The organism is Duganella sp. Dugasp78 (assembly GCF_059491455.1).
This window is the reverse complement of record NZ_CP168506.1, coordinates 1419068-1432655: the sequence shown is the minus strand read 5'-3', so window position 1 is coordinate 1432655 and position 13588 is coordinate 1419068. Positions and strand designations below refer to the sequence as shown.

Annotated in this window: 12 protein-coding genes; 10 read left to right on the top strand and 2 right to left on the bottom strand. The window is 65.3% G+C overall.

Features of this window, described 5'->3' with window-relative positions; translation table 11 throughout:
• Positions 1-2: 2 nt before the first annotated feature.
• A complete protein-coding gene (locus ACEN9O_RS06365) occupies positions 3-1823 on the bottom strand; it encodes a M48 family metalloprotease (RefSeq protein ID WP_495616782.1) in 1821 nt (606 codons plus the stop codon).
• 221 nt (positions 1824-2044) lie between these two features.
• Here ACEN9O_RS06365 and ACEN9O_RS06360 point away from each other — a divergent pair, with 221 nt between their 5' ends.
• The 3 genes from ACEN9O_RS06360 to ACEN9O_RS06350 all read left to right on the top strand — a co-directional run bounded on the left by ACEN9O_RS06360 (position 2045) and on the right by ACEN9O_RS06350 (position 5848).
• Positions 2045-3646 carry an NYN domain-containing protein gene (locus ACEN9O_RS06360; protein ID WP_495616781.1) on the top strand — a complete coding sequence of 534 codons (1602 nt, stop codon included), beginning with the start codon at positions 2045-2047 and terminating at the stop codon, positions 3644-3646.
• A 91-nt stretch (positions 3647-3737) separates the two neighbouring features.
• Entirely contained in the window at positions 3738-4589 is an 852-nt protein-coding gene (locus tag ACEN9O_RS06355; RefSeq protein ID WP_495616780.1) for an MOSC domain-containing protein, read from the top strand.
• An 80-nt stretch (positions 4590-4669) separates the two neighbouring features.
• Positions 4670-5848, top strand: coding sequence for a GGDEF domain-containing protein (locus ACEN9O_RS06350; protein ID WP_495616779.1), 1179 nt, complete (start codon positions 4670-4672; stop codon positions 5846-5848).
• A 117-nt stretch (positions 5849-5965) separates the two neighbouring features.
• On the opposite strand, the gene ACEN9O_RS06345 is transcribed toward ACEN9O_RS06350, so the two are convergent.
• Positions 5966-7948 (bottom strand): monovalent cation:proton antiporter family protein, encoded by a 1983-nt coding sequence (locus ACEN9O_RS06345; RefSeq protein ID WP_495616778.1) that lies wholly within the window; start codon positions 7946-7948, stop codon positions 5966-5968.
• A gap of 127 nt (positions 7949-8075) precedes the next feature.
• Here ACEN9O_RS06345 and ACEN9O_RS06340 point away from each other — a divergent pair, with 127 nt between their 5' ends.
• The 7 genes from ACEN9O_RS06340 (at position 8076) to hpf (ending at position 13502) form a co-directional block, all read left to right on the top strand.
• A complete protein-coding gene (locus tag ACEN9O_RS06340; protein ID WP_495616777.1) occupies positions 8076-9074 on the top strand; it encodes a KpsF/GutQ family sugar-phosphate isomerase in 999 nt (332 codons plus the stop codon).
• Positions 9074-9604 (top strand): KdsC family phosphatase, encoded by a 531-nt coding sequence (locus ACEN9O_RS06335; RefSeq protein WP_495616776.1) that lies wholly within the window; start codon positions 9074-9076, stop codon positions 9602-9604. Before ACEN9O_RS06340 ends, ACEN9O_RS06335 begins: the two co-directional genes overlap by 1 nt.
• Positions 9605-9616: 12 nt before the next feature.
• The gene (gene lptC, locus ACEN9O_RS06330) at positions 9617-10210 is read left to right on the top strand and encodes an LPS export ABC transporter periplasmic protein LptC (protein WP_495616775.1); all 594 of its coding nucleotides are present in this window, start codon (positions 9617-9619) and stop codon (positions 10208-10210) included.
• A 28-nt stretch (positions 10211-10238) separates the two neighbouring features.
• Positions 10239-10826 carry a lipopolysaccharide transport periplasmic protein LptA gene (gene lptA / locus ACEN9O_RS06325; RefSeq protein WP_495616774.1) on the top strand — a complete coding sequence of 196 codons (588 nt, stop codon included), beginning with the start codon at positions 10239-10241 and terminating at the stop codon, positions 10824-10826.
• 2 nt (positions 10827-10828) lie between these two features.
• The gene (gene lptB, locus ACEN9O_RS06320) at positions 10829-11581 is read left to right on the top strand and encodes an LPS export ABC transporter ATP-binding protein (RefSeq protein WP_332853315.1); all 753 of its coding nucleotides are present in this window, start codon (positions 10829-10831) and stop codon (positions 11579-11581) included.
• Positions 11582-11586: 5 nt separating this feature from the next.
• Entirely contained in the window at positions 11587-13065 is a 1479-nt protein-coding gene (locus ACEN9O_RS06315; RefSeq protein ID WP_495616773.1) for an RNA polymerase factor sigma-54, read from the top strand.
• Between the two features lie 77 nt (positions 13066-13142).
• The gene (hpf, locus tag ACEN9O_RS06310; protein ID WP_026334892.1) at positions 13143-13502 is read left to right on the top strand and encodes a ribosome hibernation-promoting factor, HPF/YfiA family; all 360 of its coding nucleotides are present in this window, start codon (positions 13143-13145) and stop codon (positions 13500-13502) included.
• Positions 13503-13588: the final 86 nt, after the last annotated feature.

Genomic DNA, 13588 nt, shown 5'->3' with positions numbered 1-13588 from the left:
TCCTAGGCCGCCGAGCGCGAGACCTTATGGCGGTGCCAGTAGTGCCCCAGCACCGCCTTCACGCGCTCGCGTTCGCGGCGGATGCCCTTCAGCTTGACCTTGTCGTCGCTGCCCAGGTTGCGCTTGATGGTCAGCACGTCGCCGCCGATGCCATCCGTGTACTTCAGGTCGCCGATGGCGTCCCAGGCGACGAACTGTTCATCCTGCGGCAAGGTCAGGCCGTCGTAGCCGACCAGGAAGCGCCGGCCGCCGCTCAGCTCGAACACTTGCTGCGGGAAGTGGCGCAGCACCACGGCGCGCTCTTCGTCGTTGTGCGGGTGGTAGCGGTAGGCCAGGTCGCGTTCGTGCTCGCTGGCGAAGCGGCCCTCGTAGGCGTCCCACAAGCGTGCTTCGATCTCCTCCGCGCCGGCGATGTCGGCGATCCAGCTGCGCGCTACCGGCGCCACCACGATCGCGCCGAAGTCCTGCGGCGCGATCATGCAGCCGGCGTTGTCCATGCGTTCGTCCAGCCTGGGATGGCTGTCGAAAGGATGGGGCATGTCGGTATCGGCCATGTCGCCGGCGAAGTCGTCGGAATGCGCGAACGCCTCCAGCCCCTGCGCGACGTGGGCGGCGATGCCCAGCGTTGCGCCGTGCTGGGCGTTGCGTTCGAACAGTTCGCGCTCGATGCGGCCGCGATAGTTGCTGTAGGCGCTGACCTTGATCAGCGCCCGCACCAGCGCCTCGCCGGATACCAGGTCGCGCGCGGCGCGGTCGGCCACGAACTCGCGCTCGCGGCTGTCGCGCTTCAGGGCCAGCTCGTAAATGAAGCGGTACAGGCTCAGCAGATAGAACGCGATCACGGTCAGTCCCGCCGCGCCCATCATCGCGCGGTAGTAGTCGAACTGCGCCAGCTTGGGGCCGAGCGCCGCGCTGCTGCTGGTGTCGCCGCCGCGCAGGTGGGCCAGCTCGTGCGTCAGCACCGCATCGGCCTCGTCCTGTGCCATCACGCGCAGCAGCGGCAGGCTGACGAACAGCGTGCGTCCCGTCAGCTGGTGTCCGTTCACCGACAGCGCGGCCTCCGTGACGAAGAAATTATTGTCGATGCCGGCCACGATCTGCTCCGGCGGCGCCGTGCCCAGCATAGTGGCCAGCGCGCGCACGCGGGCCCACAGCGCCGGCGCGGCGGCCGCCGGCAGCAGTTCGCCGTCGATGCCGGTCCGCTCCGGCACGCGCTGGAACATATGTTTGAGTGCGGCGAACACGGCGCCCGCCGCCAGCACGGCGACGATGGCGACCAGCTTGATCGAATAGAAGTGCATGAAATACGCGGTCAGCCAGAACGACATCCACACCAGCAGCGCGCTTTGCAGGGTCACCTCCAGCGCGCTGGCCAGCGCCATGAGGCGCCAGCCCAGCACCAGGCTGGCATACTGTGCCGCGCGGTTGTAGAAGGCCACCAGTCCCAGTCCGGCTGCCGTCAGCAGCAGCGCCGCGCCGGCGATCAGCAGGCCAACGGCGGTCAGCTGCGCCCAGTAGAATTGCCATTCCTCCGACAGCGGTTCGCACACGCCGTTGCGATAGTCGGCCCGTTCCGGCGCCGTGTCGCCGCAGACGGAGGAGGGCGGATGCGCGCGGTAGTAGGTCAGCAGCGCGCCCTTGTCCAGCCCGGCGTCGCCCGACTGGGCGATTTTCTGCTGCACGGCGTCGAGGAAGCTGGCGTCCTGCGCGCCCAGCACGTAGTGGGCGAAGGCCAGCACCATCAGCGGCACGGCGAACAGGGCGAGCGCCGCCCGACCCAGGGCCTTGAGCAGGTCGCGCTTGATAATGTCCAGGGATCGCATGGCGGCTCCGTCTCTGTTGAAAGTGAATCGGTCATGTTAGCGCACCGGCATGGTTGTGAAATACGCACATTGTCACGCTGGGCCGGTGCCTTCCGCGCCGCCGGGTGTCGCGTTCGTCGCACGCGCCGCTTTGTTGGGTATAATCGCCGGATTGCCCGATCGCCGGACCGCAATGTCTGCCTTCCGCGCCCGTCTCACCCCTCACTAGAAAAATACTCTTCATGGCTTCTTCCAACGATAACGTCAGCATGGCGCTGTTCTGCGATTTTGAAAACGTGGCGCTCGGTGTGCGCGACGCCAATTACGACAAGTTCGACATCAAGCCGGTGCTGGAACGTCTGCTGCTCAAGGGCAGCATCGTGGTCAAGAAAGCGTATTGCGACTGGGACCGCTACAAGGGCTTCAAGGCGCCGATGCACGAGGCGAACTTCGAGCTGATCGAAATCCCGCACGTGCGCCAGTCCGGCAAGAACTCGGCCGACATCCGCATGGTCGTCGACGCGCTGGACTTGTGCTACACCAAGTCGCACGTCGACACCTTCGTCATCATCTCCGGCGATTCCGATTTTTCGCCGCTGGTGTCCAAGCTGCGCGAGAACGCCAAGAAGGTGATCGGCGTCGGCGTCAAGCAGTCGACCTCCGATCTGCTGGTGGCCAACTGCGACGAATTCATCTTCTACGACGACCTGGTGCGCGAAAGCCGCCGCGCCAAGCGTGAATCGAGCAGCGAGGCCAAGCCGGCCGTCAAGCGCTCGCCGGAAGAGGAACGCATGCGCCGCGAAGAGATGGACAAGCGCCGCAACCAGGCGGTGGAAATCGCCGCCAATACCTTCGAGGCGCTGGTCTCCGAGCGCGGCGACAGCGGCAAGATCTGGGCCTCGGTGCTGAAAGAGGCGATCAAGCGCCGCAAGCCGGACTTCAGCGAGTCCTACTATGGCTTCCGCACCTTCGGCAACCTGATCGAGGAATGCAAGGCGCGCGGCTTGCTGGAATTCGGCCGTGACGAGAAGTCCGGCGCCTACGTCTACCGTGGCACCGGCGTGCCGACGCCGGGCCTGACGCTGGGCGAACCGTCGGCCGACGGCGCCCCGGCCGAGGCGCAGGACGGCGGCAAGCAGGAGTCGCGCCGCAGCCGTGGCCGTGGCCGCACTGCCGCCGAGCGCTTCGCCGAACGCCAGGCCGAGCGCCTGGCGCAGCAGGCCCGCGGCGCGCAAGCGCATGGCAACCAGGATGAGGCGGAGCCGGAGGTGCATGCCTACGTCGAGCCGGAGCAATTGGCCGGCCAGCCGGACGCGCCCGAGGTGGTGGAAGCGCCGGCAGCCGACGCCGAGCGCGGCCGTGGACGTGGTCGCGGCAATCGCGGTGGCCGCAAGCAGGGCGAACGCCAGGGCCAGCAGGACGCCGTGGCGCTTGCCGAAGCAGCGCTGATGCCGGAGGCTGTCGTCGAAACACCGGTAGCAGTCAGCGAGCCGGTTGTCGCCGACGAGGCGCCGGCCAAGAAGAAAAGCGGGCCGAAACCGCCGGCGCGCAAGTTGAAGGAAGCCGCCAAGACCAAGACCGAGGCAGCGGCGGCCAAGGGCGGCAAGAACGCCAGGAATGCGCGCGGCGGCAAGGGCGCGGCAGCGGCCGACGGCGAGCAGGCGGCAGTGCCCGCTCCAGCTGCGGCGCCGGTCGAAGTGGCCGCGCCGGTTGCAGTGGTCGAGTCCGACGCTGCGCCAGCCGCCAAGCCGGCCAAGGCCAAGGCGGCCGCCAAGCCGGCCCGCAAGCCGGCCGCGCCGCGCGCACCGCGTCCCGCCAAGACCGCGGCCACGGCCGAGGAGTAATCCCGGATCGGCAACGGCGGGCCGTCAGCGGCCCGCTGTCGCTGCTCGTATAATGGCAAGGTTTTCATCTGCCTAACGACTGGTGCCGAGCATGCCTATCCTCTCCGAAATCACGCTGTACCCGATCAAATCCTGCGGCGGTATTTCCTTGCAGGAAGCCACGCTGACCGTCACCGGCCTGATGAGCGAGCAGATCTACGACCGCGAATGGATGGTGGTCGACGGCGCCGGCGTCAGCCTGACCCAGCGCGAACACCCGCGCATGGCGCTGATCACCCCCAGTCTCAAGGGCAGCAAGCTGGAATTGCGCGCGCCCGGCATGCTGTGCCTGGAAATCCCGCTCGACCTGCCGGACCCCTATCTGGCGCCCACCCTCACCACCCAGGTCTGGGACGACACCGTGCTGGCCTACGATTGCGACGACCTGACCGCCGAGTGGTTCACCAAGGCGATCGGCGTGCCGTGCCGGCTGGCGCGCTTCCACGCCAAGGCCGAGCGCGCCGTCAGCCAGACGTGGACCAGCGGCGTCGCCGCCACCACCATGTTCTCGGACGGCTATCCGATGCTGGTGGCCGGCGCCGCCTCGCTGGACGACCTGAACGACAAGCTGCGCCGCGCCGGCCGCGACGCCATTCCGATGAACCGCTTCCGTCCCAACCTGGTCGTGTCCGGCATCGAAGCCTTCGAGGAGGATTACGTGGAAACGTTCCAGCTGGGCGATGCTTTGCTGAAACCGGTCAAACCCTGCTCGCGTTGCCCTATGCCGTCGGTCGACCAGGCCACCGGCACGTTCGGTCCCGATCCACTCGACCTCATGCAAGGCTACCGCGCCAAGCCGGAGTTGGATGGGGCGTTGTGTTTCGGCATGAATAGCATCCTGATCGCCGGAGAGGGCCAGCGCGTGCGGCTTGGCCAGGAAATCGTGGTGACGTTGGCGTTTTAACGCAGTCAGCCATTCCCAAGCGCTAAAACTTGGCGTAATGTGGCATCTGGCATGAAACTAGCTGATGAGTAAGGGCATATATGACGCAAACTGCAACAGGCAAGTTCTCGCCGCAGACTGACCACGCCGCGCGCGCGGCGGATCTGGCGGCCGAAAACCAGGCCCTGCGTGCGCGCATGGCTTACCTGCTGGAGCAGGCCGAGCGCAACCATTCCATCATGACCCGCCACCAGGCCTTCGACCTGGACATCGTCAGCGCCGCCAATTTTCCCGAACTGATAGGCACCATCTTCCGCGTGCTGCCGGTGATCTCCGAGCTCGACAGCGTGACCCTGACGCTGATCGACGAGGACGCCGACATCCGCACCGTCATGGCCAAGCTGGACGTGGTGTTTGAGGATTTCCCCGAACTGATCTTCGTCGAGACGCTTGACGGCCTGGGCTTCGACCTCGGCCAGCGCAACGCCTACACGCCGACGCCCAAGCCGCTGCTGGGCATGTACGACGCGCGGCGCCATGCGACGCCGTTCCCACAGGCGCCGGCCGGGCTGCAAAGCGTGGCGCTGGTGCCGCTGCTGCGCAACAAGCGCATCATCGGCAGCCTCAACCTGGGCAGCTGCGACCCGACCCGCTTCACGCCCAGCCTGGGCACGGATTTCATCGAGCACATGGCGTCCATCATCGCCATCTGCCTGGAAAACGTCATCAGTAACGAAATGCTCAAGTACATCGGGCTGACCGATTCGCTGACCGGCGTCTACAACCGGCGCTACATCGACCGGCGTTTGCTGGAAGAGATCGCGCGGGCGCGGCGCCAGCAGTATCCGATCTCGTTCATGTACATCGACATCGACCACTTCAAGCGCGTCAACGACACGGTTGGCCACGGCGGCGGCGACGACGTGCTGCGCGAGGTGGCTACCCGCATCAAGAACGAGCTGCGCACCTCGGATGCGCTGGCGCGCTTCGGCGGCGAGGAGTTCGTCGTGCTGCTGATCGACGCCAACCTGGACAGCGCCGCCTTCGTGGCCGAGCGCATCCGCGCCAGCGTGGCCGGCAGCATGATCGCGCTGTCGCAGGAATTGCAGTTGTCGGTGACGGTGTCGATCGGCGTGGCCTGCCTGAATCCTGGCGAGGCCGAGGGCGATCCGGCGGCCGTCGCGCGCGCCTGGGTGGCGCATGCCGACAGCCTGCTGTACGTGGCCAAGGAAACCGGCCGCAACCGCGTAGTCAGCCGCGAGCCGGTCGAGCAGGCCTGATACTGCGAGCCGTCATGCCCGCGAAAGCGGGCATCCATAGGACGCTTGCCTCGGACATTCAGCATGGATTCCCGCTTTCGCGGGAATGACGGGAATGCTTTCGCGGGAATGACCGAGCTAGCGCAGCAGGCGCTGCTCGGCGCGGTTGACGGCTTCGGCCGTGCCGCGCAGCACCACCACATCGCCCGCTTCCAGCACCAGCTCCGGCGCTACCTCCAGCCGGCCCTTGCCGCGCCGGATGCTGCTCACCTCGGCCCCCGCGCCGGCCACGTCGATCTCGCCCAATGACTTGCCCACGCTGACCGCGCTGCCGCTCAGCGTGACCGAATGCAGCCGCTCCAGGTCGGCATCCTCGCCGGCGTCGCTGGCGCCGTGGAAGTAGCCGCGCAGCGAGGCGTAGCGCTCCTCGCGCGCGGTCTGCACCCGGTGCACCACGCGCCGCAACGGCACGCCCAGCATCACCAGCGCGTGCGAGGCCAGCATCAGGCTGCCCTCCATCAGCTCCGGCACCACCTCCGCCGCGCCGGCCGCCTTCAACCGGTCGAGGTCGGTGTCGTCGTGGGAACGCACGATCACCGGCAGGGCCGGCGCCAGCTCGTGCACCAGGTGCAGCACCTTCAGCGCCGACGGCGTGCTGGCGTAGGTGATCACCACCGCGCTGGCGCGGTAGATGCCGGCCGCCACCAGGCTCTCGCGCCGCGCGGCATCGCCGTAGGAGACGTGGCGGCCGGCGGTCTGCGCTTCCTGCACCCGCTCCGGATCCAGGTCCAGCGCGTGGTAGTCGATGCTCTCCTCGGTCAGCAGGGTGGCCAGGCCCTGGCCGCTGCGGCCGAAGCCGCACACGATCACGTGCTTGTTGGTGGACATGGTGCGGCTGGCGATCTTGGTCAGCGCCAGCGATTGCATCATCCATTCGTTGCTGGACACCTTCATGACGATCTGGTCCGACTTGGAGATGATGAACGGCGCCACCAGCATCGACAGCACCATCGACGCCAGCACCACCTGGATGATGAACGGGTCCATCAGGTGGCTGCCGCCCGCCAGGTTGAGCAGCACGAAGCCGAACTCGCCCGCCTGCGCCAGCGCCAGGCCGGTGCGCATCGAGACGCCGTCCGAGGCGCCGAACAGCTTGGCCAGGCCGGCGATCAGCGCGAACTTGAGCAGCACCGGCCCGGCCAGCAGCACCAGCACCAGCCACCAGTGCGCCATCACCAGCCGCACGTTGAGCAGCATGCCGATGGTGATGAAGAACAGTCCCAGCAGCACGTCGCGGAAGGGCTTGATGTCCTCTTCCACCTGGTGCTTGTACTCGGTTTCGGAAATCAGCATGCCGGCCACGAAGGCGCCCAGCGCGAGCGACAGGCCGGCGCGCTCGGTGATCCAGGCCGCGCCCAAGGTGATCAACAGCAGGTTCAGCATGAACAGTTCCTGCGAGCGCCGCTTGACCACGACGGTGAACCAGCCGCGCACCAGCTTCTGGCCGAAGAACAGCAGCAGCGCCAGCACGATCACGGCCTTGACGCCGGCCCAGGCCAGCGTCTCGACCAGCGCGTCCGGCCGCTGGCCCAGCGAGGGAATCAAAATCAGCAGCGGCACCACGGCCAGATCCTGGAACAGCAGGATGCCGATGATCTTGCGGCCGTGCTCGCTCTCGAGCTCCAGCCGCTCCGTCAGCATTTTTGACACGATGGCGGTCGACGACATGGCCAGCGCGCCGCCCAGCGCGAACGAGGCCTGCCAGCCGATATGGATGTCCGGCGGCAGCTGGGTGGCGATGGCCCAGCCGAACAGCATGGTGGCGACGATGGTCAGCCCCACCTGCGCCATGCCCAGCCCGAACACGATGCCGCGCATGGCCATCAGCTTGGGCAGGGAGAATTCCAGCCCGATGGAGAACATCAGGAACACCACGCCGAATTCGGCCAGCGAGTGGAAGGCCTCGCTGGACTCGGCCAGGCCCAGCGCGTGGGGGCCGATCAGGATGCCGACCGCCAGGTAGCCCAGCATCGGCGGCAGGTGCATCATGCGGAAGGCGACCACGCCCAGCACCGCGCTCCCCAGCAACAACAATGTTAATTCCAAGGGTGAAAACGTCATATCAACATCGCCGGTAAATAAAATTTCGTTGTTTGTGGGCCGACACGGGCGTTATGTTGTGACTGGCAAGTTTTTTGCTTTCTCAATTCGGCTATACTTGGGCATGAGTGTAACCCATGAAAAAACAATGCTGAAAGCTTTTGACGCAAATATGGCCGCGCATGCGTTGCGGCTGGCCCGCGACACCCTGCAAAACGAGGCCGAGGCGATCGCCGCCCTGAACGCCCGCCTGGAGACCGACGACAGCGTGGTCCAGGCCATCGCCCTGCTGCTGAACTGCAAGGGCCGCGTGGTCGTGTCCGGCATCGGCAAGTCCGGCCACATCGGCCGCAAGATCGCCGCCACCCTGGCCTCGACCGGCACCCCGGCCTTGTTCGTGCATCCGGCCGAGGCGGCCCACGGCGACCTCGGCATGGTCACCGCCGACGATGCCTTCATCGCCATTTCCTACTCCGGCGAGAGCGCCGAGCTGATGACCATCCTGCCGGTGGTCAAGCGCATGGGCAGCAAGGTCATCGCCATGACCGGCAAGCCGGGCTCCAGCCTGGCCGACATCGCCGACGTGCACCTGAACGTGGCCGTGGCCAAGGAAGCTTGCCCGATGAACCTGGCGCCGACCACCTCGACCACCGTCACGCTGGCGCTGGGCGACGCCATCGCGGTCGCGCTGCTGGACCTGCGCGGCTTCAAGGAAGAAGATTTCGCCCGCTCGCATCCGGGCGGCGCGCTGGGCCGCCGCCTGCTGACCCACGTGCGCGACGTCATGCGCAGCGGCGACGCCGTGCCGAAAGTCACCGCCGACGTCAAGCTGACCGACGCGCTGCTGGAAATCACGCAGAAGGGCATGGGCATGACCGCCGTGGTCGACGCCGACGACAAGCCGATCGGCGTGTTCACCGACGGCGACCTGCGCCGCATGATCGAGAAGGTCCAGGACTTCACCAAGGTCGTGATCCGCGACGTCATGCACGCCAACCCGCGCAGCATCTCGCCGGAAAAACTGGCGGTCGACGCCGTGACCGTGATGGAGCAGTTCCGCATCAACCAGATGCTGGTGACCGACGCCGACGGCAAGCTGGTCGGCGCGCTGCACATCCACGACCTGACCCGCGCCAAGGTGATCTGATGGCCGACCTGACCTATGTGGAACGCGCCGCGCGCGTCAAGCTGATGATCTTCGACGTCGACGGCGTGCTGACCGACGGCAGCCTGCACTACGGCGCCGACGGCGAGGCCCTGAAGACCTTCAACGTGCACGACGGCCTGGGCATCAAGCTGCTGCAGGAATCCGGCGTGCAGACCGCCATCATCAGCGCGCGTACCTCGCCGCAGGTGATCAAGCGCGCGGCCGACCTCGGCATCGGCTTCCTGCACCAGGGCGGCCACGACAAGCTGACCCCGTTCAAGGCGCTGCTGGAAAAGACCGGCCTCACCGCCGAGCAGGTCGGCTTCATCGGCGACGACGTGGTCGATTTGCCGATCCTGACGCGCGTCGGTTTCGCCGTCGCCGTGCCGAACGGCCGCGCCGAGGTGCTGGAGCGCGCCCACCACACCACGGCAGCCGCCGGCGGCCGCGGCGCGGTGCGCGAAGTGTGCGAGCTGCTGCTGCACGCGCAGGGCACGTATGAGCGCGTGATGGCGCAGTTCCTGGTGTGACGGGGAGCCTGCATGCATAAGAGAACAGCCCATCGCTGGCAGCTGACCGCCGTCATGACGGTCGGCGTGTTGGTCGCCGTCGGCAGCTTCTGGCTGGTGCAGGTGGTCAACCAGGCCGGCCAGGAGGCGCAGGTGGACCAGCACCGCAACGAGCCGGACTACATCATCGACCGTTTCAGCATGGTGCGCATGAACAAGACCGGCCAGCCGGCCTACATAATCTCCGGCGAGAAGCTGACCCACCGGCCGATCGACGACGCCTCCGTCATCGACAAGCCGTATGTGCACAGCCTGTCCGGCGACCAGCCGCCGATGAATATGCATGCCGATACCGCCCTGGTCGATCAGGGCAATACGCGTGTCAAACTCAGTGGTAATGTGAGCGTGGTGCGCCAGGCGGCGCCGCAGGCGCAGGCGATGCGCATGACCACGCCGACCCTGACCGTGTATCCGGACGAAGAACGGATGGAAACCATCGCCCCGGTGGCGCTGGAAATGGGCAAGGCCACCGCCACCGGCGTCGGCATGAAGGCCAATAACGCCACGCGCGAAGTGCAGATGGGCGGACGCGGGCAGCTGGTGCTGCCGCCGCGCGACGCCCGTTGAAGAACCAATGATGATGAACGGAATGACGATGAAAAAATTGATACTCTCGGCCACGATGTTGCTGCTGGCGGTCGCCACCGCCCATGCGGAAAAGGCCGATGCCAGCAAGCCGACCACGATTCAGTATGACGATCTGCAAATCGACGACGTCAAGCAGGTCAAGACGCTGATCGGTAATGTCGTGCTGACGCGCGGCACCCTGCTGATGAAGTCGCCGAAGGCGGTGGTGACCACCGATCCCGAAGGCTATAACTTCGTCGTGCTGACCAGCACGCCGGGCACGCCGGCCACCTTCCGCCAGAAGCGCGACGGCGCCGGCGACCAGTGGGTCGAGGGCGAGGCCGAGCGCATCGAATACAGCGACAAGACCGACCTGGTCAAGCTGTTCTCCAAGGCCAAGGTGCGCCGCCTCGAAGGCGGCCGCCTGAGCGACGAGGTCGACGGCGAATTCATTTCCTACGACAGCCGCAAGGAACAGTTCGCGGTGAAGAACACCGCCACCGGCGAAAGCAAGCCGGGCGCGGGCCGCGGCACGATGGTGATCCAGCCAACCATTCGTCCGGCCGCGCCGGCCGCCACGCCGGCCGCCTCGACGCCGCCGGCCACGGAGAAGTAAGCATGGAATCATCCTGCGGTAGCACCCTGATCGTGCGCGGCCTGCAAAAGACCTACGGCAAGCGCCAGGTCGTGCATGACGTGTCCCTGCAAGTCGAATGCGGCGAAGTGGTGGGCCTGCTGGGCCCCAACGGCGCCGGCAAGACCACCTCGTTCTACATGATCGTCGGCTTGGTGCCGTCGGACGCCGGCAGCATCGACATCAGCGGCACCGACATCTCCTCGCTGCCGATCCACCGCCGCGCCTCGCTCGGCCTGTCCTACCTGCCGCAGGAAGCGTCGGTGTTCCGCAAGCTGACGGTGGAAGAAAATATCCGCGCCGTCCTCGAAATACAAAAAGTGGACGGCAAGCCTTTATCCAAGGCTGCCATTGATGAACGGCTCAATACCCTGCTGGCCGATTTGCAGATCGAAAAGCTGCGCGAGAACCAGGCGCTGTCGCTGTCCGGCGGCGAGCGCCGCCGCGTGGAGATCGCGCGCGCACTGGCGACCAACCCGCGCTTCGTGCTGCTCGACGAACCATTCGCCGGGGTCGACCCGATTGCCGTGATTGAGATCCAGCGCATCGTGCGCTTCCTCAAGGAACGCGGCATCGGCGTCCTCATTACCGATCACAATGTGCGCGAGACGCTGGGCATCTGCGACCGCGCATATATCATCAACCAGGGCACGGTATTGGCTTCAGGCCGGCCAGACGACATCATCGCCAACGAATCGGTGCGTCGCGTGTATCTGGGCGAACACTTCCGTATGTAAAACCCATGAAACAGTCTTTGCAACTGCGCACGTCGCAGCACCTCGCGCTGACGCCTCAGCTGCAGCAGTCGATCCGGCTGCTGCAACTGTCGACGCTGGAGCTGCATCAGGAACTGGAACAGCTGCTGACCGATAATCCGCTGCTGGAGCGTCTTGACGACCCGCTGGACCGCTCGTTGCGGCTGCTGTCGGACGGCGCCATCAGCCAGCAAGCCCCGGTCGGCGATGCGCCGCCCGAGGGCCCGCCCAACGCCCAGGAGGCGCCGGCCGCCGACGCCGACAACTACGACGGCCCGGCCGCCGACACCGAGAGCACCAGCAGCGACGCCGACGTCGACTGGAGCGACGCCGGCCGCAGCAAGGCGCCCGACGACGAGGACTCGCGTCCGCAACTGGAGGCCAGCCACTGCACGCTGCGCGAGCACCTGATGGAGCAGATGCGCGTGACGGTGCTGGAGATGCGCGACCGCGCGCTGGTCGAGCTGATCATCGACGCGCTGGACGAGAACGGCTACCTCGAGGAATCGCTGGAGGACATCCTGGCGCGCCTGCCGGAAGAGCTGGAACTGGAGATCGACGAATTGCAGACTGCCTTGTCGCTGCTGCAGAGCTTTGATCCGATGGGCGTGGGCGCGCGCAACGCCTCCGAATGCCTGGCGCTGCAAATCAAGCGCTTGCCGGGCATACCGATGGTCACGCGGCGCATGGCGCTGGCCATCGTGGAAAATCATCTGACCTGGTTTGCCCAGCGCGATTTCAACAAGCTCAAGAAGGCGCTGGTGTGCGATGACGAGGATTTGCGCGAGGCGCAAGCCGTGATCCGCCAGTGCAATCCGCATCCGGGTTCGGCGTTCGCGTCGGACGTCTCGGACTACGTGGTGCCGGACGTGATCGTCAAGAAGGCGCGCAACGGCTGGCAGGTCAGCCTGAACAACGATGTCATGCCGCGCCTGCGCGTGAACGCCATGTACGCCAACCTGCTCAAGCAGGGAAAAGGCGAGGGCGCGATGGGCGCGCAGCTGCAGGAAGCCAAGTGGCTGATCAAAAATATGCGCCAGCGTTTCGACACGATCCTGCGCGTCGCCCAAGCGATAGTAGAACGACAAAAGAACTTTTTCTCGCATGGCGCGGTTGCCATGCGCCCCCTTGTGCTTCGTGAAATTGCTGATACACTGGGACTACACGAGAGCACTATTTCTCGCGTAACAACTCAAAAATATATGCTGACCCCGCATGGCATGTTTGAGTTGAAATATTTCTTTGGTAGCCATGTCGCCACCGAAGCGGGGGGGGAAGCAAGTTCGACGGCGATACGCGCACTCATCGTGCAATTGACAGGAGCAGAAGACCCGAAAAATCCTTTATCCGACAGTAAGATTGCGGACATGCTGGGAGAACAAGGCATGGTGATTGCGCGACGCACTGTTGCCAAATATCGCGAAGCGTTGAAAATCCCGCCAGTCAGTCTCCGCAAGTCTTTGTAGTTACTTGGTTCCTGCGCGCCCGGCAGTAATGGGCCCCGCACTAACCGTAAGAAGCGACATTATCTTTAGGAGTGTGTATGAATCTCACCATCAGTGGACATCATCTCGAAGTGACCTCGGCCATCCGTGAATACGTGCAGAACAAGCTCGAACGCGTCACCCGCCACTTTGATCAAGTGATTGATATTGCTGTCATTCTGACTGTAGATAACCTTAAAGAGAAAGAGAAACGCCAGAAGGCTGAAATCAACCTGCGCATGTCGGGTAAAACCGTGTACGTGGAAAGCCTGTCGCAGGACCTGTACGCCGCCATCGACACCTTGATCGACAAGCTGGATCGGCAGGTCATGAAGTACAAAGCCAAGGTGCAAGAGCACGGCCACGATGCGATCAAGCATCTCCCGGATAGCTACGAACCCGCTGCCGCCGCCCTATAACAACGGCCCCGGCACCATCCAACTAAGGGCGCAGAGGCGCCCTTTTTTGCGCCCGCAGTAGAATAGGGTTTTTCCTTTACCCTGAT